Source organism: Sphaerisporangium cinnabarinum, assembly GCF_055567015.1.
In genome coordinates, this window is the sequence record NZ_JBVHRG010000001.1 from 382,639 (window position 1) to 403,077 (window position 20,439).

17 protein-coding genes are annotated in these 20,439 nt (G+C 74.5%); 12 read left to right on the forward strand and 5 right to left on the reverse strand.

Annotation, left to right across the window (positions count from 1 at the left end):
- Positions 1-10: 10 nt before the first annotated feature.
- Positions 11-976, forward strand: coding sequence for a choloylglycine hydrolase (gene bsh, locus ACZ4MO_RS01715; protein WP_175007458.1), 966 nt, complete (start codon positions 11-13; stop codon positions 974-976).
- A 66-nt stretch (positions 977-1,042) separates the two neighbouring features.
- Positions 1,043-1,798 carry a methyltransferase gene (locus ACZ4MO_RS01720; RefSeq protein WP_175007459.1) on the forward strand — a complete coding sequence of 252 codons (756 nt, stop codon included), beginning with the start codon at positions 1,043-1,045 and terminating at the stop codon, positions 1,796-1,798.
- A 6-nt stretch (positions 1,799-1,804) separates the two neighbouring features.
- Here ACZ4MO_RS01720 and ACZ4MO_RS01725 read toward each other — a convergent pair whose 3' ends face one another.
- A complete protein-coding gene (locus tag ACZ4MO_RS01725; protein WP_175007460.1) occupies positions 1,805-6,490 on the reverse strand; it encodes a hypothetical protein in 4,686 nt (1,561 codons plus the stop codon).
- Positions 6,491-6,661: 171 nt separating this feature from the next.
- Between ACZ4MO_RS01725 and ACZ4MO_RS01730 the strand changes: the two genes are divergently transcribed.
- The gene (locus ACZ4MO_RS01730) at positions 6,662-7,186 is read left to right on the forward strand and encodes an FBP domain-containing protein (RefSeq protein WP_186810312.1); all 525 of its coding nucleotides are present in this window, start codon (positions 6,662-6,664) and stop codon (positions 7,184-7,186) included.
- Positions 7,186-7,752, forward strand: coding sequence for a TetR family transcriptional regulator (locus ACZ4MO_RS01735; protein ID WP_222592326.1), 567 nt, complete (start codon positions 7,186-7,188; stop codon positions 7,750-7,752). The genes ACZ4MO_RS01730 and ACZ4MO_RS01735 overlap by 1 nt, the downstream gene beginning before the upstream one ends.
- 28 nt (positions 7,753-7,780) lie before the next feature.
- Here the strand turns inward: ACZ4MO_RS01735 and ACZ4MO_RS01740 are convergent, their stop codons facing one another.
- Positions 7,781-8,914: a diacylglycerol kinase family protein gene (locus tag ACZ4MO_RS01740; RefSeq protein WP_175007462.1), complete on the reverse strand. Its 1,134-nt coding sequence runs from the start codon at positions 8,912-8,914 to the stop codon at positions 7,781-7,783.
- A gap of 137 nt (positions 8,915-9,051) precedes the next feature.
- On the opposite strand from ACZ4MO_RS01740, the gene serS reads away from it, so the two are divergent.
- The 3 genes from serS (at position 9,052) to ACZ4MO_RS01755 (ending at position 11,711) form a co-directional block, all read left to right on the forward strand.
- Positions 9,052-10,335: a serine--tRNA ligase gene (gene serS / locus ACZ4MO_RS01745; protein WP_175007463.1), complete on the forward strand. Its 1,284-nt coding sequence runs from the start codon at positions 9,052-9,054 to the stop codon at positions 10,333-10,335.
- The gene (locus ACZ4MO_RS01750; RefSeq protein ID WP_255436924.1) at positions 10,332-11,162 is read left to right on the forward strand and encodes an HAD family hydrolase; all 831 of its coding nucleotides are present in this window, start codon (positions 10,332-10,334) and stop codon (positions 11,160-11,162) included. Before serS ends, ACZ4MO_RS01750 begins: the two co-directional genes overlap by 4 nt.
- A gap of 93 nt (positions 11,163-11,255) precedes the next feature.
- The gene (locus tag ACZ4MO_RS01755) at positions 11,256-11,711 is read left to right on the forward strand and encodes a GNAT family N-acetyltransferase (RefSeq protein ID WP_175007464.1); all 456 of its coding nucleotides are present in this window, start codon (positions 11,256-11,258) and stop codon (positions 11,709-11,711) included.
- Between the two features lie 78 nt (positions 11,712-11,789).
- Here the strand turns inward: ACZ4MO_RS01755 and map are convergent, their stop codons facing one another.
- Positions 11,790-12,581 carry a type I methionyl aminopeptidase gene (gene map / locus ACZ4MO_RS01760; protein WP_175007465.1) on the reverse strand — a complete coding sequence of 264 codons (792 nt, stop codon included), beginning with the start codon at positions 12,579-12,581 and terminating at the stop codon, positions 11,790-11,792.
- A gap of 171 nt (positions 12,582-12,752) precedes the next feature.
- Here map and ACZ4MO_RS01765 point away from each other — a divergent pair, with 171 nt between their 5' ends.
- From ACZ4MO_RS01765 to ACZ4MO_RS01785, 5 genes are all read left to right on the forward strand, one after another.
- Positions 12,753-13,781 carry a LacI family DNA-binding transcriptional regulator gene (locus ACZ4MO_RS01765; protein WP_255436925.1) on the forward strand — a complete coding sequence of 343 codons (1,029 nt, stop codon included), beginning with the start codon at positions 12,753-12,755 and terminating at the stop codon, positions 13,779-13,781.
- Between the two features lie 271 nt (positions 13,782-14,052).
- Positions 14,053-15,459, forward strand: a complete 1,407-nt coding sequence (locus ACZ4MO_RS01770) for an ABC transporter substrate-binding protein (RefSeq protein ID WP_085386685.1) — start codon at positions 14,053-14,055, stop codon at positions 15,457-15,459.
- A gap of 178 nt (positions 15,460-15,637) precedes the next feature.
- Positions 15,638-16,621, forward strand: coding sequence for a carbohydrate ABC transporter permease (locus ACZ4MO_RS01775; RefSeq protein ID WP_074805176.1), 984 nt, complete (start codon positions 15,638-15,640; stop codon positions 16,619-16,621).
- Positions 16,618-17,568, forward strand: a complete 951-nt coding sequence (locus tag ACZ4MO_RS01780; protein WP_074805179.1) for a carbohydrate ABC transporter permease — start codon at positions 16,618-16,620, stop codon at positions 17,566-17,568. The genes ACZ4MO_RS01775 and ACZ4MO_RS01780 overlap by 4 nt, the downstream gene beginning before the upstream one ends.
- 110 nt (positions 17,569-17,678) lie before the next feature.
- Positions 17,679-18,599, forward strand: coding sequence for an EamA family transporter (locus ACZ4MO_RS01785; protein WP_175007466.1), 921 nt, complete (start codon positions 17,679-17,681; stop codon positions 18,597-18,599).
- Positions 18,600-18,612: 13 nt separating this feature from the next.
- Here the strand turns inward: ACZ4MO_RS01785 and ACZ4MO_RS01790 are convergent, their stop codons facing one another.
- On the reverse strand, positions 18,613-19,143 hold the full coding sequence (locus ACZ4MO_RS01790) for a bacterial proteasome activator family protein (RefSeq protein WP_198163194.1): 531 nt from the start codon (positions 19,141-19,143) through the stop codon (positions 18,613-18,615).
- A 155-nt stretch (positions 19,144-19,298) separates the two neighbouring features.
- On the reverse strand, positions 19,299-20,390 hold the full coding sequence (locus ACZ4MO_RS01795) for an NAD(P)H-quinone oxidoreductase (protein ID WP_342779512.1): 1,092 nt from the start codon (positions 20,388-20,390) through the stop codon (positions 19,299-19,301).
- Between the last annotated feature and the right edge of the window lie 49 nt (positions 20,391-20,439).

The window sequence follows — 20,439 nt, forward strand, 5'->3', positions numbered from 1 at the left end:
GGGCAGCGCCATGTGCACAGGGATCAGGTTCACGGACGACGACGGCAACCTCTACCTCGCCCGCAACCTCGACTGGACGACGGGCTACGGGCAGCAGGTGCTGCTGACCCCGACGGGCTACACGCCCCGGTCGCCGTTCGGCGCGGTGCGCGGGATCGAGCACGCGGTCCTCGGCATGGGGATCGTCGAGGAGGACACCCCGCTGTACTTCGACTGCGGCAACGACGCGGGGCTCGCCGTCGCGGGCCTCAACTTCCCCGGGTACGCGGAGTACGCCTCCGGCCCGGTCGACGGCGCGGTCAACGTGGCCGCGTTCGAGCTCCCGCTGTGGGTGTGCGCGCAGTTCGCGACGGTCGACGAGGTCGAGGCCGCGCTGCGCGACGTCGCGATCGTGGACCGTCCGATCAACGACAAGTACCCGAGCTCGCTGCTCCACTGGTTCATCGGCGACGCGCGTCGCGCGATCGTGGTCGAGTACACCAGCGCGGGCATGCAGGTATTCGACGACGACGTCGACGTCCTCACGAACCAGCCCGGGTTCACCTGGCACCACGAGAACCTGCGCAACTACCTCAACGTCTCGCCGGACTTCCCCGAGGACACCGTCGTGGGCCGGGCCCACCTCGCCCCGTTCGGCTCGGGCTCGCACATGCGCGGGGTCCCTGGCGACTACTACTCGCCGTCCCGCTTCGTCCGCGCGGCCTACGTGAACTCCCACTACCCGACGAAGGGCACCGAGGAGGAGAACGTGAGCCGCGCCTTCCACACGCTGCAGCAGGTCGCGATGGTCGACGGCTGCGCGGCGATGGGGTCCGGCGAGTTCGAGAAGACCGTCTACACGGGCCTGTTCTCCGCGCGCACGCAGACCTACTACTGGAACACGTACGAGGACCCTGCGGTCCGGAGCGTCGCGATGGCCGACCTCGCGGCGAGCGGCAGCGGGCTCGTGCTCACCGAGGGCGCGCCTGCCGTGTGAGCCACCCGGTGGCGCGGGCCGGAGGGCGGCACGGGCGCGGCGCGGTGCGGCCTGTAGCGTCGCGGGATGGAACGGTCCGAGATCTTCGACATCGCCCATCTGCGCCATCCGATCGGGGCGCCCGTGGCGCCCGAGCGGCTGCGAGAGCTGGTCGGCTGGTTGAGCCCGGCCGACGGCGCCCGCGCCGCCGACCTCGGGTGCGGCGAGGGCGAGTGGCTGCAGGAGCTGCTGCTCGCCCACCCCGGGACCACCGGTGTCGGGATCGACCACATGCTCCCGGCCTCAGCGGCCCGGCGCACCCGCGAACGAGGGCTGAGCGATCGGGTGCGGTGGATCGAGGCGGACGCCGCCACCTGGGACGACGGGACGTTCGACGTCGTGCTGTGCGTCGGCGCGAGCCACGCCTTCGGCGGGCTGGAGGCCACGCTGGGCGCCGTCCGGCAGTGCCTGCGCCCCGGCGGCCAGGCACTGGTCGGGGACAGCATCTGGGAGGGCACCCCGTCGGAATCGGCGCTCGCGGCGCTCGACGTCCCCGCCGACGCCTATCCCGATCTCGCCGGCTTCGTGCGGACCGTCCGTGCGCACGGGTTCGAGCCGTCGTTCGGGCACGTCAGCACCCTGGCCGAGTGGGACGACTACCAGCTCAGCTGGACGGGCTCGCTCGTCGACTGGGCCGTCCGGGAGGCCCCGACGGCCGAGGACCGTGACCAGGCGCTCGCCGCCGCACGGGAGAATCGTGACGCCTGGCTGGACGGCGCCCGACGCGAGCTGGGGTTCGCGACCTTCGTCCTGCACGACGTCGCGGCCGACGCGCGGGACTGACCTGGGTCAGGACGGGGTGCTCCCGACCCGCGCCGCGGGGCCCTCCGCGCCGGAGCGGTCGTCCGGGTCGTCGTCCGCGCTCTCGCCCGTGCCGTCGCCGTCGTCGGCCGCGTGGAGCGCGGCGACGGTGAGCAACGGGACGGCCGGGATGAGCGCGATGAGCGCGATCCGCACGCCGAAGTCGTTGACGAGCGAGCCCGCGACGGCCACGATCCACAGCGCCAGCAGGGTCGGGCGCACGAGCGGCCACGCGGCCTCCGTGCGCGCGAACCACCGCGGCGTGAAGCGCCGGGGCCAGAAGAGCAGCAGCGCGGCCGCGACGAGCACGGCGATCGTCAGCCACACCGGCACCCCGCCCAGCACGGACCGCGCCGCGTAGCCCGCCTTGCGGAGCAGCGTCTCCCACGCCGACCCGTCGACGACCTGCCCGACGAACCGGCCCAGGTGCGAGCGCTCGTCGGCCGGACGCAGCCAGTCGAGCACGCCGACGGCGGCGACGAGCGCGACGCCCGCCGCCGCGACGAGCAGGAAGCGCCGCCACGTGACCCGCGCGCCCGAGGCGGCGAGGCCCAGCACGGCGAACGCCGGCACGACGACGAGACCGCCGCCGAGGTCGGCGCCGAGCGTCGGCCACACGTCCACGACCATCGTCACGAGACCGATGACGCCCACCGTCGCGGCGGCGGCGTACCGGTGGCCGCGTGCGACGAGCCACTGCGCGAGCGCCGCGGCGACGACGAGCGCCGCGACCGCGTACACGGAGAACGTCGGGTTCCCGAACCCGTAGAACCTGGCGCCGAACGTGGGCGCCGAACCGAGCGGGCTCGCCCGGTTGAGCGGGGTGCCGACGAGCGCGTCCAGCGTGAGCACGGCGAACGTGAGCCCGGCGACGATGCCGGGGCCGAGCCAGACCGGCCGGCGTGGGGCGAGGGCGCCCAGGCCGGCGACGGCCGCCGTCGCGAGGACCGTGGACACGACGATCGCGAGCGTCTGGTTCCCGAACCGCCACCAGCCCGTGAGCGACACGAGGAAGGCGGCGGTGGGCATCGCGGCGACGACGAGCGCGGACCCGCGGGCCCAGTGCGCCGCCCGGGCCCACCGCGCGCGCGCGCGGTCGCCGGTCGCGCGCGCGGCACGCGGCGCGAGCAGGAGGCACAGCCCGGCGATCACGAGCCCCGCGTAGAGCGGCACGTCGACGAACGCGGTGTAGACGGCGCGGCGCACGTGGTCGCGCGTCGTGAGGTCGGCGAGGGCGTCGGCGGTCGACGTCGCGTCGGCCGGGCGCGGCGAGCCCCAGGCCACCGGCGTGTCCTGGATCCGTGCCGGCGTCGCGGCGCCCGCGGCGTCGAGCACCGTCGCCGGGACGTCGAGCACGCGCGCGACGCCGTCGGTCCGGGTGGCGGCGCTCGTCAGGTAGCGGGACTGGTCGGGACCGTCGGACGACGGGCGCACGAGCGTCGTGCCGAGCGCGGGACGGGTGCCGGGCGCGCCGGCGACGTCCACGACGAGCACGGTCGTGCCGCTCGGGGCCGCGTCGAGCACGGCGCCGACGGTCGCGTCGACCGCGGTGAGGCGGTCGGCGCGCAGGGTGCTGCGCAGCGTGGCGCGCTCGTCCGCCGGGAGGTCGGGGTCGACGACCGGCGGGGTCGCGTCGCCCGCGTCGACGACGGTCACGGGGCACGCGAACGCGTCGGAGCCGGGTGCGGTCGCGTCCGCGAGGTCGCGGTAGCGCGCGACCTGGCCCGCGGAGTCCGCGAGGGCGACCGCAGCGCCCGGGCCCACCGCCGTCGCGCACACCGCGCCGTCGGTGCCGGCCGTGGCGAGCGCGTCGCCGAGGACGCCGAGGCGCGCCTGGTAGCCCGAGCCGCGCTGGAGGGCGACCAGGTCGTCCCACCCCTCGACCTGCGCCCCGTCCGCGCCGGCGGGGGCGGGCTGCGGCGTCGGGCACGCCCATGCGCCGTCGGGCGCGCGCTCGGTCGCGACCTCGGCGAGCTGCCCGGCGGAGAGCGCGAGCCAGCCGCCGACGGTGCAGCGGCTCGCCGCCCCCGTGGGCTGGGAGACGCCGCCGGCGCCCGCGCCGTCGGTGAGCAGGGCGTGGAGCGTCGGGGTGGCCGACGACGTGACGTCGCCCCACGTGACGCCCGTGGTGCCGACGACGACGATCGGCCGGTCCGTCGCGATCGCGTCGGAGCGGGTCACCGACGCCTCGCCGCCCGCCGGGGCGGCGCTGGCCGCCGGCCGGAGCCCCGAGGAGGCGAGCACCGTCGAGGCGAGCAGGAGGACGAGCAGGAGCCCGCCCCCCACGGTCGCGAGCATGGTCGGCATGCGCCGGATCCCCGGCTCGGGCACGGCCCGCACGGTCTGCGAGGGCGCGGGGCGCGCGAGGAAGCCGGGGACGATCATCGCGGTCGCGACGACCACGACCATGACCGCGATGATGACGCCCGAGTCGTTGAGGACGGAGCCGACGCCCGCGACGACGACGAGCGCCACGACCAGCGGGCGCAGCATCGGCCAGGTCTCGTAGGCGCGTGCGACCTCCGGCAGGCGGAACCGCTCGGGGCGCAGCACGGCGACGGCGAGGAGCACCACGAGGACCGCCGCGACCGCACCCAGCGGGTTCGCGAGGGTGGCCCACGCGCCGAGCGCCTTGCGGCCGATGACGTCGAGCGCGGCCCCGTCCACGACGGTCTGGACGAACCCGCCGAGGTGGGACCTCCCGCCCGGCAGCAGCCAGTCCACGACCGCGACGACCACGACCACGAGCACCGTCGCGAGCGCGACGACGAGCGCGCGCAGCCACGTGATGCGCACCCGGCCCACGAGCAGCGCGAGGACGGCGAACGCGGGGACGAGCGCGAGGATGCCGCCGAAGTCGGCACCGAACGCGGGCCAGCCGTCGATGACGACCGTGACCGCCCCGACGGCGACGACGGTCCAGGCCGCGAGGCGGCGTCGTCCGCGGGCGGTCGCGGCCGACGCGAGGCCGCCCGCGAGGACGAGGCCGGCGACGGCGTACACGGCGAAGGTGACGTTGTTGAAGCCGTAGAAGCGCGTGAAGCCCACGACGGCCGACGTCCCGAGCAACGATGCCTGCTGGAGCGTCGTGCCGGTCGCGCCGTCGACGGTGAGCACGAGCCACGTGACCCCGGCGAGAGCCGACGGGAGCGCCCACGGGCGCCGCGGCAGGAGGCGCGAGACGACCCACGCGACGAGGGCGACGACGACCGCGCTCACCGCGAGCGCGAGCGTGAGCGCCGGCGCGGGCGCGCTCCACACCCACCAGCGCGACAGGCTGGCGAGCGACGCCGCGACCGGGGCCGCCGCGACCACCATGAGCACGGCGGAGAGCACGCGCAGGCCGCGCGGCCCCGGACCGGGCTCGCGCCCGTGGCGGACGGCGGCGCGGCGGGCCCACAGGACGCCGCCGAGCGCGAGGACCAGGGCGCCGACGAGGAGCCCGACGAGCACGGGGTAGAGGGTGGGGATGGTGCTGGTGAGGACGTTGAGGTACTGCCGGTTCTCGACCGTCCGGGCGACGTCCATGCGCCGCACCTCGCCCTGCTCCAGGGCGGCGCCCTCGAGCCCCTCCGTGCTGCCGCCCGCCGACTCCACGACGGTCGCCGTCAGGTCGGTGAGCTGGACGATGCCGTCCTTCTGCGTGCTCGGCGAGTGGAGCCACCGGCTCGTCGGCTGCCCCTTGCGCCAGTCGACGACGACCTGGAGCCCGGTCTCGCCGACCGGCCCCGCCGACACGCCGGCCACCAGGACGCGCGTGCCCCGGTCGACCTCGTCCATGACCCGGGCGAGCGCCTCGTCGAGCTCGTCGAGGCTCTCGCCGCGACCGGTGGCCGAGTCGACGATCTCGCCCTGGTCGACGACCGTCACGTCGCACGCGTCGAGGCCGTCGTCGGGGAGCGCGGCGAGCGAGGGCGAGTACCGCTCGACGCGGCCGACGGCGTCCGCGAGCATCACGGCGGCACCCGGCCCGACGGCGGTCGTGCAGACGCCCGTCTCGGCGAGCCGGGCCGCGGCCGTCCCGGGGTCGTGCCGCGCCGCCTGCGCGGGGGTCTCCTCCGCGGCCGGCGCCGTGAGCACGGTCCAGCCGGGGACGTCGGCGGGGCGCGCGTCGGGCGTGGTCGCCCCCGTCGGCGTGACGTCGGGCACGGGCAGGGGGAGGCAGCCGCTCGCGGGCTCCTCGGCGTCGGCGGGGAGCGGCTCCGCGGGCGGCTCCTCCGCCTGCGCCGACACCATGCGCCCCGCCGAGAGCGTGAGCCACGCGTCGGTCGTGCACGCCGTGCGCCCGAGGTTGAGCGACGCGACGGACCCCGTGCGGATCATCGACCACAGCGTCGGCGTCGCGGTGGGGGAGACGTCGCTCCAGTACAGGCCCGCCACCGCGACCAGCACGACGGGCCGCGGGTCGTGCGCGGGCGCGGCGGCGAGCGGGCCGGCCGCGACGGTGGCCTCGGTGGTCGCCGAGCCGCCCGACGCGACGGCCGGAGCGCCTGCGGTGGTCGCCGCTGCCGCCGATCGGGCCGCGGTGGTCGCCGCCGCCGGGCCGGCCGTGGCGAGGAGCGTCAGCAGCAGGGCGACGGTCGTGGCGAGCGCTGTCGTCCGCGGCCCGAGGCCCCGGTCCCGGCGGGCGGGCTGAGTGCGGGCAGGGGGGAGCGCGGCGGCCGGGAACGTCACCGGACCAGCCTACGGGGGTGCGTCACGCCGCCCCCGACCGTGGCGGCGGCGTCGTCGCAGGTCCGCGCGCGACGCTCACGCGGCCTCCACGCCGGCTGCGCGCAATCTGCTGGACGCACCTATTTGGGACCGTGTACAACTTGTATCCATGTACAACTTTCAGGACCCACCGTGCGCGCTCTGACCCGCGCCGAGGCGCGGGCCGCGATCGTCAACGTCGACCCGGCGGAGGGGAAGGTCCGCCTGCCCGGCCACTTCGACGAGCTGCGCTGGGAGGAGCTCGACTACCTCGGATGGCGGGACCCGCGCGCGCCCTCGCGCGCGTTCCTCGTCGCGGACGTCGACGGGCAGGCGGTCGGGGCGCTCCTGCGCCAGAGCCCGAGCCATGCCGAGGTCGGTTCGCGCGCCGTGATGTGCGCGCTGTGCCGGTTCTCGCGGCGGTTCAACGAGGTCGCGCTCTTCGCGGCACACCGACCGTCGCGGGACCCGAGGAAGCGGCTCAGCAGCGTGGGCCTCCTGCTGTGCACCGACCTCGACTGCCACCGCAACGTCCGGACCGTCCGGTCGGGCGGTCCGCTCGACCCCCCGCCCGGTGAGGTCGTGCGAGCTCGTCGGGAGGGCCTGCGGGCGCGTACCGTCGCGTTCCTGCACACCCTGACAGACGGCGCCCCCGCGGCGCGGACGAGGAGTCGTTGATGGCTTACCTGCCGCGCGCCGAGCGTCGGGACTCCATCGTCGCCGCAGCCGCGGCCGTCGTGCGCCGCGACGGTCTCGGTGCCGTCACCGCGCGCGTCGTCGCCGACGAGCTCGGCGGGTCCCCCGGCCAGATCCACCACCACTTCGCGTCGACGGACGAGCTCGTCGCCGAGGCGTGGCGGCGGTACGCGGACGTCGAGATCGTCCGGTTCGAGGACGCGGCCCGTGGTCGCACCGCCCGCGCCGCGCTCGAGCTCTTCTTCGAGGACCTGCTCGGGCCCGCGGGTGACGGGCAGGCGCTCGCCCGGTGGGCGGAGGCGGGGGCGCACGCGCAGCTGCGCCCTGTCGTCGCGCGGGCCTACGTGAAGACGCTCGGGCTCCTGACCGACGTCCTGGCGGACGCCCTCGGCGACCGGGGTGACGCGCGACGCCGGGAGGCGGCGGGGCGCCTGCTCATGGTCGGCGTCGGGCTCGCCGGCCTCACCCGCGTCGGCGGGGAGCAGGTCGTCCCCCCGACGACGGTCATGCGGTCGGCGATCGACGCGGAGGCGCCCCCCGCGGCCTGACCGTGCCACGCGGGCTCGACGCCGTGCGTCACGCCGTGCGCACCACCAGGGCGCCAGGGTCGACGCGGGTCTCGATCTCGACCGCGAGGCCCAGCACGTCGCCGTCGACCTGCGCCTGCTCGCCCTCCTCGACGCGCACCCGGACGCGACGGGCCCGTGCGTGGTCGATGCGTCCGATCTTGGCGGGCAGGTCGTTCCGGACGCCGAGCCCCTGCATGACGACCTCGCCGAAGAGCTGCGCCCAGCCCACCACGCCGCCGCGCGTGTCGACCGCGGCGACGTCGAGCACGCCGTCGTCGATCACGGCGTCGGGCAGGAGCGTGATGCCCCCGGGAAGCCGACCGCAGTTGCCGATCATGAGGGAGCGCAGCCGCGCGTCGACGGGCGGGGAGTCGTCGAGCTGGATACGGGCGCGCATGCGCCGACCGTGCAGGTGGCGGATCCCGGCGACGAAGTACGCGACCCACCCGACCTTCGCCTTGAGCTCGTCGTCGGCGTCGGCGACCATCGCGGCGTCGAACCCGAGGCCGGCGATGACGAGGAAGATGTGCTCCTTGCCGGGCGCCCGGGCGGGGTCGAGGGTCGTGCCCTCCACGTCCCCGGGGCCAGCGGGGTCCGCGTACCGCAGGACCGTGACCCAGCCGACGTCGATCGGGCGGTCCGACCCCGCGATCACGACGGCGAGCGCCGCGCGGGCGTCACCCACGGGCAGGTCGAGGTTGCGCGCGAGGAGGTTGCCGGTGCCGACGGGCACGAGGCCCATCGTGCGGCCGCTGCCGACCATGCCCTCCGCGACCGCGCGGACCGTGCCGTCCCCGCCCACGGCGACGACGACGTCCGCCCCCTGGGCGAGCGCGGCGCGCGTCTGCCCGACGCCCGGGTCGGCGATCGTCGTCTCGAACCACAGCGGGTCGGGGAGCGCGGCGTCGGCGAAGGCGCGGCGCACCACGGCCTCCAGCCCGACGACGTCGGGCTTCGAGGGGTTCGCCACGAACGCGACGAGCTCGCGGGGGTCGTCGTCGGCGGGCGTCTCCTCGACGGGGAGGTCCGCGCCGTGCGCACGCCGCAGGCGCGACTGCTGGGCGCGCAGCCCCAGCGAGACGACGAGGGCCACGACGGCGACGGCGAGCGCCGCGATCGCGACCCAGAGGGTCCAGGCCATGGCGACACCGTAGCGGGGTCGTGGCTGTGGAGGACCACGACCGCCGCGTCGCCGGGTTCGTGAGGCTGCCGGCGTGATCGACCTGTGCCTGTGGAGGACCACGACCGCCGCGTCGCCGGGTTCGTTAGGCTGCTGGCGTGATCGACCTCCGCCTCCTGCGCGACAACCCCGACATCGTCCGTGCCAGCCAGGTCACCCGTGGTGACGACCCCGCGCTGGTGGACGCCGCCCTCGACGCCGACGCGCGCCACCGCGCCGCGCTGAGCGAGTTCGAGAGCCTGCGTGCCGAGCAGAAGTCCCTCGGCAAGCTGGTCGCCCAGGCGCAGGGGGAGGAGAAGCAGGAGCTGCTCGCGCGCACCAAGCAGCTCGCCGCCGACGTCAAGGCGCGGCAGGCCGACGCGGACGCCGCGTCGGAGGAGCTGCGCGGGCTGCTGTTCCGCATCTCGAACGTCGTCGAGGGGGCGCCTCCCGGGGGCGAGGACGACTACGTCGTGCTGCGCGAGGAGGGCACCATCCGCGACTTCGCCGCCGAGGGGTTCGCGCCGCGCGACCACCTGGAGCTGGGCGAGGGCCTGCGCGCGATCGACACCGAGCGCGGTGCGAAGGTCTCGGGCGCCCGGTTCTACTACCTCACAGGCGTGGGCGCGCGCCTCGAGCTCGCGCTGCTCAACGCGGCGATGGACACGGCGATCGCCGCGGGCTTCACGCCCGTCATCACGCCGACCCTCGTGCGGCCCGAGGTCATGCAGGGCACCGGGTTCCTGGGCGCGCACGCGGACGAGATCTACCGCCTCGAGAAGGACGACCTCTACCTCGTCGGCACGAGCGAGGTCGCGCTCGCGGGCTACCACGCGAACGAGATCGTCGACCTGTCGGACGGCCCGCTGCGCTACGCCGGGTGGAGCGCGTGCTACCGGCGCGAGGCCGGCTCGCACGGCAAGGACGTGCGCGGCATCATCCGCGTGCACCAGTTCCACAAGGTCGAGATGTTCTCCTACTGCGACCCGGCCGACGCCGCCGCGGAGCACCAGCGCCTGCTCGGCTGGGAGGAGCAGATGCTGCGCCTCGTCGACCTGCCGTACCGCGTCATCGACACCGCGGCGGGCGACCTGGGGTCGAGCGCCGCGCGCAAGTTCGACTGCGAGGCGTGGCTCCCCACGCAGCAGCGCTACCTGGAGCTCACGTCGACGTCGAACTGCACGACGTTCCAGGCGCGCCGCCTCAACGTGCGCGAGCGGGTCGAGACCGACGGCAAGACGGAGACGCGGACCGTCGCCACGCTGAACGGCACCCTCGGCACGACGCGCTGGATCGTCGCGATCCTCGAGAACCACCAGCAGCCCGACGGGTCGGTCCGCGTGCCCGAGGGCCTGCGGCCGTACCTCGGGGGCATCGAGGTCCTCGAGCCGGTGGTGGCGTGACGGACCCGCGGGAGACGGCCGGTGCGGCCGAGCCGCTGCTCGTCGCGCTCGACATCGACGGCACGCTCATGTCCTACGACCAGGAGCTGTCGGAGGACGTGCGCGACGCCGTCGCCGACCTGCGGGCGGCGGGGCACCACGTGGTGCTCGCGTCGGGCCGGTCGCTCATCGCGATGACGCCCGTCGCGGAGATCCTCGGGATCGACCGCGGCTGGGTCGTCGCGTCGAACGGCGCCGTGACCGCGCGGCTCGACCCCGACGAGCCCGACGGGTACGTGCTCGAGGACGTCGTGACGTTCGACCCGGGCCCGGCCCTGCGGCTCCTGCGTGAGCACCTGCCCGACGCGCGGTACGCCGTCGAGGACATCGGTGTCGGGTTCCGCATGAACGAGCTGTTCCCCGACGGCGAGCTCGACGGCGTGCACCGCGTCGTCGCGTTCGACGAGCTGTGGTCCGGCGAGGTGACGCGCGTCGTCGTGCGGGCGCCGGGGTCGACGAGCGAGCAGTTCCACGAGCTCGTCGAACGGCTCGGCCTCGACGACGTCACGTACGCCGTCGGGTGGACGGCGTGGATGGACATCGCGCCGCTGGGGGTCACCAAGGCGACCGGCCTGGAGCTCGTGCGCCGGACCCTGCACGTCCAGCCGCACCGGACCGTCGCGGTCGGCGACGGGCGCAACGACGTCGAGATGCTCCGGTGGGCGGCGCGCGGCGTCGCGATGGGCCACGCGGACGACGTCGTGCAGGCCGCGGCCGACGAGGTGACCGCCCCCATCGAGGACGACGGCGCGGCGCGCGTCCTCCAGAGCCTCCTGCCCGCGCGGTAGCACCCTGGCCGCCGAGGCTGGGCCCGCCTACCGCGAGGTAGGGGCGTGGTGCCGCGCGGTAGAGCCCGGGTGCGCCGAGGTAGAGGCGTGGTCATGACCGGGCCTCCGCGTCGGCCCGAGGGCGTGACGGTCCGGGGCGCGCTGCCCGACGACGCGACCGCGGTCTGGCGGCTCGTCGTCGCCTTCGCGACGTCGTCCGTCCCCGCGCGTGCGTCTTTCGACGCGTCGTTCGTGTCGCTCCTCGAGGACGACGCCGCGCTGCTGCTCGTCGCCGAGGCGAGGGACGACGTCGTCGGCTACCTCGTGGCGCACCGCCACGCGACGCTCTTCGCCAACGCCCCCGTGGTGTGGGTCGAGGAGGTGATGGTCGACGACGCCGCGCGCCGTCGCGGGACCGGGCGCCTCCTCATGGGCGTGGCCGAGGAGTGGGCCGCCGCGGCCGGGGCGGCCTACGTCGCGCTCGCGACCCGGCGCGCCGCGCCGTTCTACGAGGCGCTGGGCTACGACGAGTCGGCGACGTTCTTCCGGAAGACCCTTCCGCCGAGGTAGAGGCATGGTCATGACCACGCCTCTACCTCGGGGTGCTCGGGCCCTACCTCGCGGGGTGGGTCTGCCGCGAGGAGGCGGTCAGTCGCGGGGCTCGCGGGCGGTGAGCACGACGGGGCCGTCCTCGGTGATCGCGATGGTGTGCTCGCTGTGCGCACCGCGCGACCCGTCGGCGGAGCGGAGGGTCCAGCCGTCGGGGTCGGTGTAGATCTCGTCGGTGGTCTCGAGGAACCAGGGCTCGATCGCGATGACCAGGCCCGGCTTGAGCGGGAACCCGCGCTTGCGACGGCCGTCGTTGGGGACGTGGGGCTCGCCGTGCATGGTGCGGCCCACGCCGTGCCCGCCGAAGTCGGTGTTCACGGAATAGCCCGCGGCGTGCGCGACGTCGGCGATGGCGGCCGAGATGTCGCCGACCTTCTTGCCCGGCTGCGCGGCGGCGATGCCCGCCTCGAGCGCGCGCTCCGTCGTCTGGATGAGCCGGGCGTCCGCCTCGCCGAGCGCGCCCGCTCGTGGCGTGCCGACGACGAACGACAGCGCCGAGTCCGAGACCCACCCGTCGACGGACGCGGCGAAGTCGATGCTCAGCAGGTCGCCGTCGCGCAGCGCGTAGTCGTGGGGGAGGCCGTGCAGGACGGCGTCGTTCACGGACGTGCAGATCACCTTGCCGAACGGGCTGGCGCCGAACGACGGGTGGTAGTCGATGTAGCAGGACTCGGCCCCGCGGTCGCGGATCATCTGGTGCGCGATCTCGTCGAGCTCGAGCAGGTTCGTCCCGACCTTCGTGGCGGCCCGCACCGTGGTGAGGACGTCGGCGACGAACCGTCCGGCGGGCCGCATCTGCTCGATCTCCCGCGGGGTCCTCAGCTCGATCATCGTGGTCCTTCCGGTTCGCAGGTCGTGGTGCCCGACGACGGCACGGCGGGCTCGTGCATGCCGAGCGGTGCCGAGGGTGGGCCCGACCACGATATCGGTCCCGGCGGGAGCAAGCGCTTGCATCGATCTGCTCACGATGCGGCACGGCGCCTCGCCAGGGTCCGTCCCGGCGTGGCAGCATCACCCGTCGTGGCAGGTATCGACGACGTCGCCCAGGCCGCCGGGGTGTCCACGGCGACCGTCTCGCGCGCCCTGCGCGGCCTGCCGAACGTCTCCGAGGCGACGCGCCTGCGGGTGCTCGCGGAGGCGGCGCGGCTCGGGTACGTGCCCACGCCGTCGGCGTCGTCCCTGGCGACGGGGCGGACCCGCACGATCGGCGTGCTGACCCCGTGGGTGAACCGGTGGTTCTTCGCCAACGTCATCGAGGGCGCCGAGCGCGCCCTGCGCGATCTCGGCTACGACGTGCTGCTCTACACGTTCGACGTCCGCCGCACGTCGTCGCGCCGCCGGGTCGACCCGAGCGTGCTGCGCCACCGCGTGGACGGGACGCTCGTCGTCGGGCTGCCGCTGGACGACGACGAGGTGCGCTCGCTCGTCGGGCTCGCGCGGCCGCTGGCGTTCGTGGGGTCGGGGCCGGCCGAGCAGGTGACGGTCCGGCTCGACGACGTCGCGACGGGGCGGGCGGCGACGCGCCACCTGCTCGACCTCGGGCACCGGGTGATCGGGCACGTGACCGGGGTCCCGGACCTGGTGTCGTCGTGGTCCCCGCCCGTGGAGCGCGCGCGAGGGTACGTGCGGGCGCTCGAGGAGGCGGGCGTCGTCGTGCAGCCGGACCTCGAGGTGAACGGCGACTTCGACGTCGCGGGCGGCCGCGAGTCGACCGCGGAGCTGCTGCGCCGTCGCCCGGACGTGACCGCGGTGTTCGCGGCGTCGGACGAGATGGCGATGGGCGCGATCCTCGCGGCGCGCGACCTGGGGCGGCGGGTGCCGGAGGACCTGTCGGTCGTGGGCGTGGACGGCCACGACCTCGGCGAGCTGGTCGGCCTGACCACGATCGCGCAGGACGCCTACCAGCAGGGTTTCGACGCCGCACTCCTGCTGCTCGACATGATCAACGGTGCCCCGGTGCCCGAGAGCCTGACGTATCCGACGGAGCTCGTCCGGCGCGGTTCGACGGCGCCGCTCGCCCCGAGCGCGTAGGCCCGGCCGCGTCCCCGGCCCGCGCCGGGACGCCTCGGCACGAGCACGGCGTGGGAGCGCGACCAGCCGCACGCGGCCGAGAGAGCGCGTACCCGGCCCGCGTGACGGAATCGTTACGCAAACTCACCTCTGCTGTGCTTGCACCCGCGGCATGCAACCGCTTGCATGGTGGGAGGGCGAGAGCGCACCCGCGCTCGCGACGTCGCGATGCGCCCGGTCCTCACCGGACCGGGGTGACGACGTCCGGACCCACGACGAGGTGGAGGCTGAGATGACCAGGACCACGAGGACCAGCGCGGCGCGTCGCCGCACGCTGGCGGTCGCCGCCGGCGGCGCGAGCCTCGCGCTCGTGCTCGGGGCGTGCAGCAGCGGGGGCGGCGGCGGGGGCGACGAGGAGTCGCCCAGCGCGGAGGTGGACTGCGCCGACTTCGAGCAGTACGGCGACCTGTCCGGCAAGACCGTCTCGGTCTACTCGACGATCGTCGACACCGAGGCCGAGCAGCAGCAGGCGTCGTACGAGCCGTTCGAGGAGTGCACGGGCGCCACGATCGACTACGAGGGCTCCAAGGAGTTCGAGGCCCAGCTCCCCGTCCGCATCCAGTCCGGCAGCGCGCCGGACATCGCGTACCTGCCGCAGCCCGGCCTCCTGCGCCGCATCGTCGCGGACTTCCCCGACGCGATCCAGCCGGTCGGCGACCAGGCCGCGGCCAACGTCGACCAGTACTACACCGAGTCCTGGAAGGAGTACGGCACCGTCGACGGCACGCTGTACGCGACGCCGCTCGGCGCGAACGTGAAGTCGTTCGTCTGGTACTCGCCGTCCATGTTCGAGGAGGCGGGCTACGAGGTCCCGACGACGTGGGACGAGCTCATGGAGCTCTCCGACCAGATCGTCGCCGACAACCCCGAGGGTGACGTCAAGCCCTGGTGCGCCGGCATCGCGTCCGGCGAGGCGACTGGCTGGCCGGCCACCGACTGGATGGAGGACGTCGTCCTGCGCACGGCGGGCCCCGAGGTCTACGACCAGTGGGTCAACCACGAGATCCCGTTCAACGACCCGCAGATCGCGACGGCCCTCGCCGCGGTCGGCGACGTGCTGAAGAACGAGGACTACGTCAACGGCGGCCTGGGCGACGTGAGCAGCATCGCGACGACCGAGTTCACCGAGGGCGGGTACCCGATCATCGACGGCCTGTGCTACATGCACCGCCAGGCCACGTTCTACCAGGCGAACTGGACGACCCTCGACCCCGACCTCGAGGTCGCCGAGGACGGCGACGTGTGGGCGTTCTACCTGCCGGGCGAGTCGGCCGACGACAAGCCGCTGCTCGGTGGCGGCGAGTTCGTCGCGGCGTTCAACGACCGTCCCGAGGTCCAGGCCTTCCACGCGTACCTGTCGAGCCCCGAGTGGTCCAACGCCAAGGCGAGCGTGACCCCGCAGGGCTGGATCAGCGCGAACAACGGTCTCGACCCCGAGCTGCTGCAGTCGCCGATGGACCAGCAGGCGTACGAGCTGCTCACGGACGAGAGCTACACGTTCCGCTTCGACGGCTCGGACATGATGCCCGCCGCCGTCGGCGCCGGCTCGTTCTGGTCCGAGATGACCGAGTGGATCGCGAGCGACAAGTCCGACCAGGCCGTGCTCGACGCCATCGAGGCGTCCTGGCCGACGTCCTGACCCGCGAGCGGCCCGGGGGCTGACGGCGCGGCGCGAGCCACGTCGTCAGGCCCCGGGCCCCGCGCGTCGACCCGGGGGCGGGTCGCCCGGGCAGGACCCGGGCGGCCCGCCCTCGGCGACCGTCCCTCGTCGTCCACCTCGTCGTCCCGGCCGCCGCCGGCCACCTCAGGAGCCTCACATGGACTGGTTGCTCGAACCCTCCGGGACGGGGGGCAAGCTCGCGGTGATGGTCGTCGCGATCCTGCTCTTCGTCGTCGTCATGGGTCTGATCCTCTTCCTCGTCGACCGGCCGAAGCGCGTGCCCGGCTGGGTCGTCGCGATCGCGTTCGCCGGGCCCGCGGTCGTCATGCTCGCGTTCGGCCTGCTGTACCCGGGGCTGCGCACCATCCGCGACTCGTTCTACAACCGCACGGGCTCCGCGTTCGTCGGGTTCGACAACTACGTCACCGCGTTCACGCGGGACGAGTTCCAGATCGTCCTGCGAAACACCGCGATCTGGGTCATCGTCGTCCCGCTCGTCTCGACGTTCCTCGGGCTGGTGTACGCGGTCGTCGTCGACCGGTCCCGCTTCGAGAAGCTCGCCAAGACCCTGATCTTCCTGCCCATGGCGATCTCCATGGTCGGCGCGGGCATCATCTGGAAGTTCATGTACGAGTACAAGCCGGCCAGCCAGCCGCAGATCGGCCTGTTCAACCAGGTCCTGGTGTGGCTCGGGCTGGAGCCGCAGCAGTTCCTGCTCAGCGCGCCGGCGAACACGTTCTTCCTCATCCTCGTGATGATCTGGATCCAGGCCGGGTTCGCCATGACGATCCTCGCCGCCGCGATCCGCGCCATCCCGGACGACATCGTCGAGGCGGCCCGGCTCGACGGCGTCGGCGGCATGCGGATGTTCCGCTACATCACGGTGCCGAGCATCCGCCCGGCCCTCGTGGTCGTCCTCACGACGATCGCCATCGGCACGCTCAAGGTCTTCGACATCGTCCGCACGATGACGGGCGGCCGGTTCGAGACGTCGGTCGTGGCGAACGAGTTCTACACGCAGGCGCTGCGCCAGGGCGAGCAGGGCCTGGGCGCCGCGCTCGCCGTCATCCTCTTCGTGCTCGTCATCCCGATCATCGTGTACAACGTGCGGCAGCTGAAGCAGGCGGAGGAGATCCGATGAGCACCCCACTGTCCGCCTCCGTGCCCGACGCCCCGCTCGTCGACGAGACCGTCGAGGAGGGCAGCGGCCAGGGCATCGTCGCCGGCCTCGACGCGCGCGCCGACAAGGTGCGCCGCAAGGTCTCCTCGCGGCCCGCGTCGATCATCGCGATCGTGCTCGCCGTCCTGTGGACGATCCCGACGTTCGGGCTCCTCGTCACGTCGTTCCGGCCGCCGCGCGAGATCCGCCGGTCGGGGTGGTGGGAGGCGTTCGCGAACCCGGAGTTCACGGTCGACAACTACACCGACGCGCTGTTCGGCGGCTCGACGAGCTTCGCGACGTACTTCGTCAACTCCCTCGTCATCACGCTGCCCGCGGTGATCATCCCGATCACGCTCGCGTCGCTCGCCGCGTACGCGTTCGCGTGGGTGAACTTCAAGGGCCGCAACCTGCTGTTCGTCGCGGTCTTCGCCCTCCAGATCGTGCCCATCCAGGTCACGCTCGTCCCGTTGCTCACGCAGTACGTGGACTGGGGCATCGACGGCTCGTTCTGGCCCGTCTGGCTGTCGCACTCGATCTTCGCGCTGCCGCTCGCGATCTTCCTGCTGCACAACTTCATGAAGGACATCCCGCGCGAGCTCGTCGAGGCCGCCCGGGTCGACGGCGCGGGGCACGTGAAGATCTTCTTCCAGGTCCTCATGCCGCTCCTCGTCCCCGCCATCGCGGCGTTCGGCATCTTCCAGTTCCTCTGGGTGTGGAACGACCTGCTCGTCGCGCTGACGTTCGCGTCCGGCCAGGACACCGCACCCATCACGGTGCGGCTCGCCGAGCTGTCCGGCTCGCGCGGCGCGAGCTGGCACCTGCTCCCGGCGGGCGCCTTCATCTCCATGGTCGTGCCCGTGGTCGTGTTCCTGGCGCTCCAGCGGTACTTCGTGCGCGGCCTGCTCGCCGGCTCGGTCAAGGGCTGACGCCGGCCGCACCGAGCCCGAGGCGGCGGCTCGTCCCGCACTGCGGGCGGGCCGCCGTCGCACGTCCGGCGTGCGACGTCCCCGAGCGGGCGCGGTCGTAGAGTCGGTCGGTGCCCACCCGAACCGCCGCCCTCGACCGCGTCCCGGCACCGGCGCTGTTCGTCGTCTCGGGCCTCACGCAGTACCTGGGCGCGGCGATCGCCGTCGGGCTGTTCGCCGTCGCCGGGGCGGTCGAGGTGGGGTGGCTGCGCATCGCCGCGTCCGCGCTGCTCCTGCTCGCCTGGCGCCGCCCGTGGCGGCGACGGTGGACGCGGCACGACCTCGCGTGGGCCGCGGTCTTCGGGGTCGCGCTCGCGGCGATGAACCTCGCCTTCTACGTCGCGATCGACCACCTCCCGCTCGGGACCGCCGTCGCGATCGAGTTCCTCGGCCCGGTCGCCGTGGCCGCGGTCACGGGCAGCGGCTGGCGCGAGCGCGGCGCCATCGCCGTCGCGGCGGCCGGGGTCGTGCTCCTCGCCGGCGTGACGGTCGCGTCCGACCTCCCGCGCGACGACGCCGTGCTCGGCCTCGCGGCGATCGGCGTGGCCGCGGCGTGCTGGGCCGCGTACATCGTGCTCGGCCGCCGGGTCGCCGTCGGCGGCTCGGGGGTCACGTCGCTCGCGGTCGGGATGACCGTGGGCGCGCTCGCGTTCGCGCCGTTCCTCGCGCCGGCCGCCGTCCCGGTGCTCGGCGACTGGCGGCACGCCGTGGCCGTCGCGGGGATCGCGCTGTTCTCGTCCGTCGTGCCCTACGCGCTCGAGCAGGTGATCCTGCGCCGCGTCAGCGCGGCGACGTTCTCGGTGCTCCTCGCGCTGCTCCCGGCGACGGCGGCCGTGGTGGGCGCCGTCGTGCTGCGGCAGGTCCCGAGCCCCCTGGAGCTGGTCGGCCTCGTGCTCGTCTCCGGGGCGATCGCCATGACCGCCGCGCGGACGGGGACGAGCACGCGTGGGGAGCCGGACGACGTCGCGCCGACCGACCCCCCGCCCGCCTGAGCGGGCCGGGACCTCAGAGGTACTGGCCCGGGGAGGGACGGCCGTCGTGCTCGTCCGGGCGCGGCTGCTGCCCCGGCATCCCGCCGGGCGCGCCGGGGCCCATGGGCGGCAGCGAGCCGGGCGGCAGGGCGCGGCGCATCTGCGAGAGCTGCGCCTGCGCGGCCATCTGCTGCGCGACGAGCGCCGTCTGGATGCCGTGGAACAGCCCTTCGAGCCAGCCCACGAGCTGCGCCTGCGCGACGCGCAGCTCCGCGTCGGTCGGGACGCTGTCGTCCGAGAACGGCAGCGTGATGCGGTGCAGCTCCTCGACGAGATCCGGCGAAAGGCCCTCCTCGAGCTCCGTGAGGGACCGCTCGTGGATCTCCGCGAGCCGCGAGCGCGCTGCCTCGTCGAGCGGGGCGTCGCGCACCTCGTCGAGGAGCTTCTTGATCATGCCGCCGATGCGCATGACCTTCGCCGGCTCCTCGATGACGGTCGCCGGGTTGCGGTCGGGGTCGGTCGAGTCGTCGCTCTCGACGACGCTCACCCCGGTGCCGTCGGGCATGACCACGGTGGAACGGCCGGGCTCGTCGTCGCCCTGCGCGGTCGTCGCGGGGTCGGGAGCGGTGGGCTCGTCGGGACGGGGGTCGCGCGGTTCGTCAGCCATGGGTCCAGTCTTGCGCGTGCCACCCCCGCGCGCACCGACGGGCGCCCCCGCCGTCACGGGACGAGCAGCACCTTGCCGAACACCTCGCCCGAGTCGAGCAGCTCGTGGGCGCGCGCCGCCTCGTCGAGCGGCAGCCGTGCGTGCACGACCGGCCGCACCCGGCCGTCCTCCACGAGGGGCCAGACGTGCGTCAGCACCTCGTGCACGATGCGCGCCTTCTCCTGCGGCGGTCGGGCCCGCAGCGTCGTCCCCGCCACCGTGGCCCGTCGGGCGAGGAGGAGCCCGAGGTCCAGCTCCGCGCGTCGTCCCTTCTGCATGCCGATGACGACGAGGCGCCCGCCCGTGGCGAGGACCTCGAGGTTGCGCGGCAGGTAGGCGGCGCCGACGACGTCCAGCACCACGTCCGCGCCGTGGCCGCCCGACGCGTCCCGCACCGCGGCGACGAAGTCCTCCGCGCGGTGGTCGACGGCGAGGCTCGCCCCGAGCGCGAGGCACCGGTCGGCGCGTTCTCGGCCGCCCGCGGTCACGGCGACGTGCGCCCCGAGCGCCGCCCCGAGCTGGATGCCCACCGTCCCGACGCCGCCCGAGCCGCCGTGCACGAGCAGCCACTCGCCGGGCGCCAGACGGCCGACGTCGACCACGTTGCTCCACACGGTGCACACGGCCTCCGGGAGCGCGGCCGCGTCCACGAGGTCGACCCCGTCGGGGACCGGGAGCACCTGCGTCGCGCGCACCCGCACCTGCTCCGCGTATCCGCCGCCGTCGAGCAGCGCGACGACGCGGTCGCCGACCGACCAGCCCGACACCGCGTCCCCCACGCGGGCGACCGTGCCCGAGACCTCGAGGCCCGGCCAGTCGGGTGCGCCGGGCGGCGCAGGGTAGGATCCAGCGCGTTGTAGCAGGTCAGCGCGGTTCACGCCAGCGGAAGCGACGTCGACCACGAGCTCGTCCGGCCCAGGGGTCTGGTCAGGGAGCGTGGAAACCGTTAGTTTCTCAGGGCCACCGGGGCCCGTTATCGTGACGCCTCGCACATCGCCGAGACTACGCGGACGGCCCGGGAGGCGCCGGTTCGCCGACGGGGGGCACCGCGGGACGAGGGCGATTGTTCGCGTTCCTCGCGGATTAGGTGTCCGGGAGATGTGCACCGATAGTTAGTACGCACGACCGGGGAGCGAGCCCGGGAGGCGCCGCTGC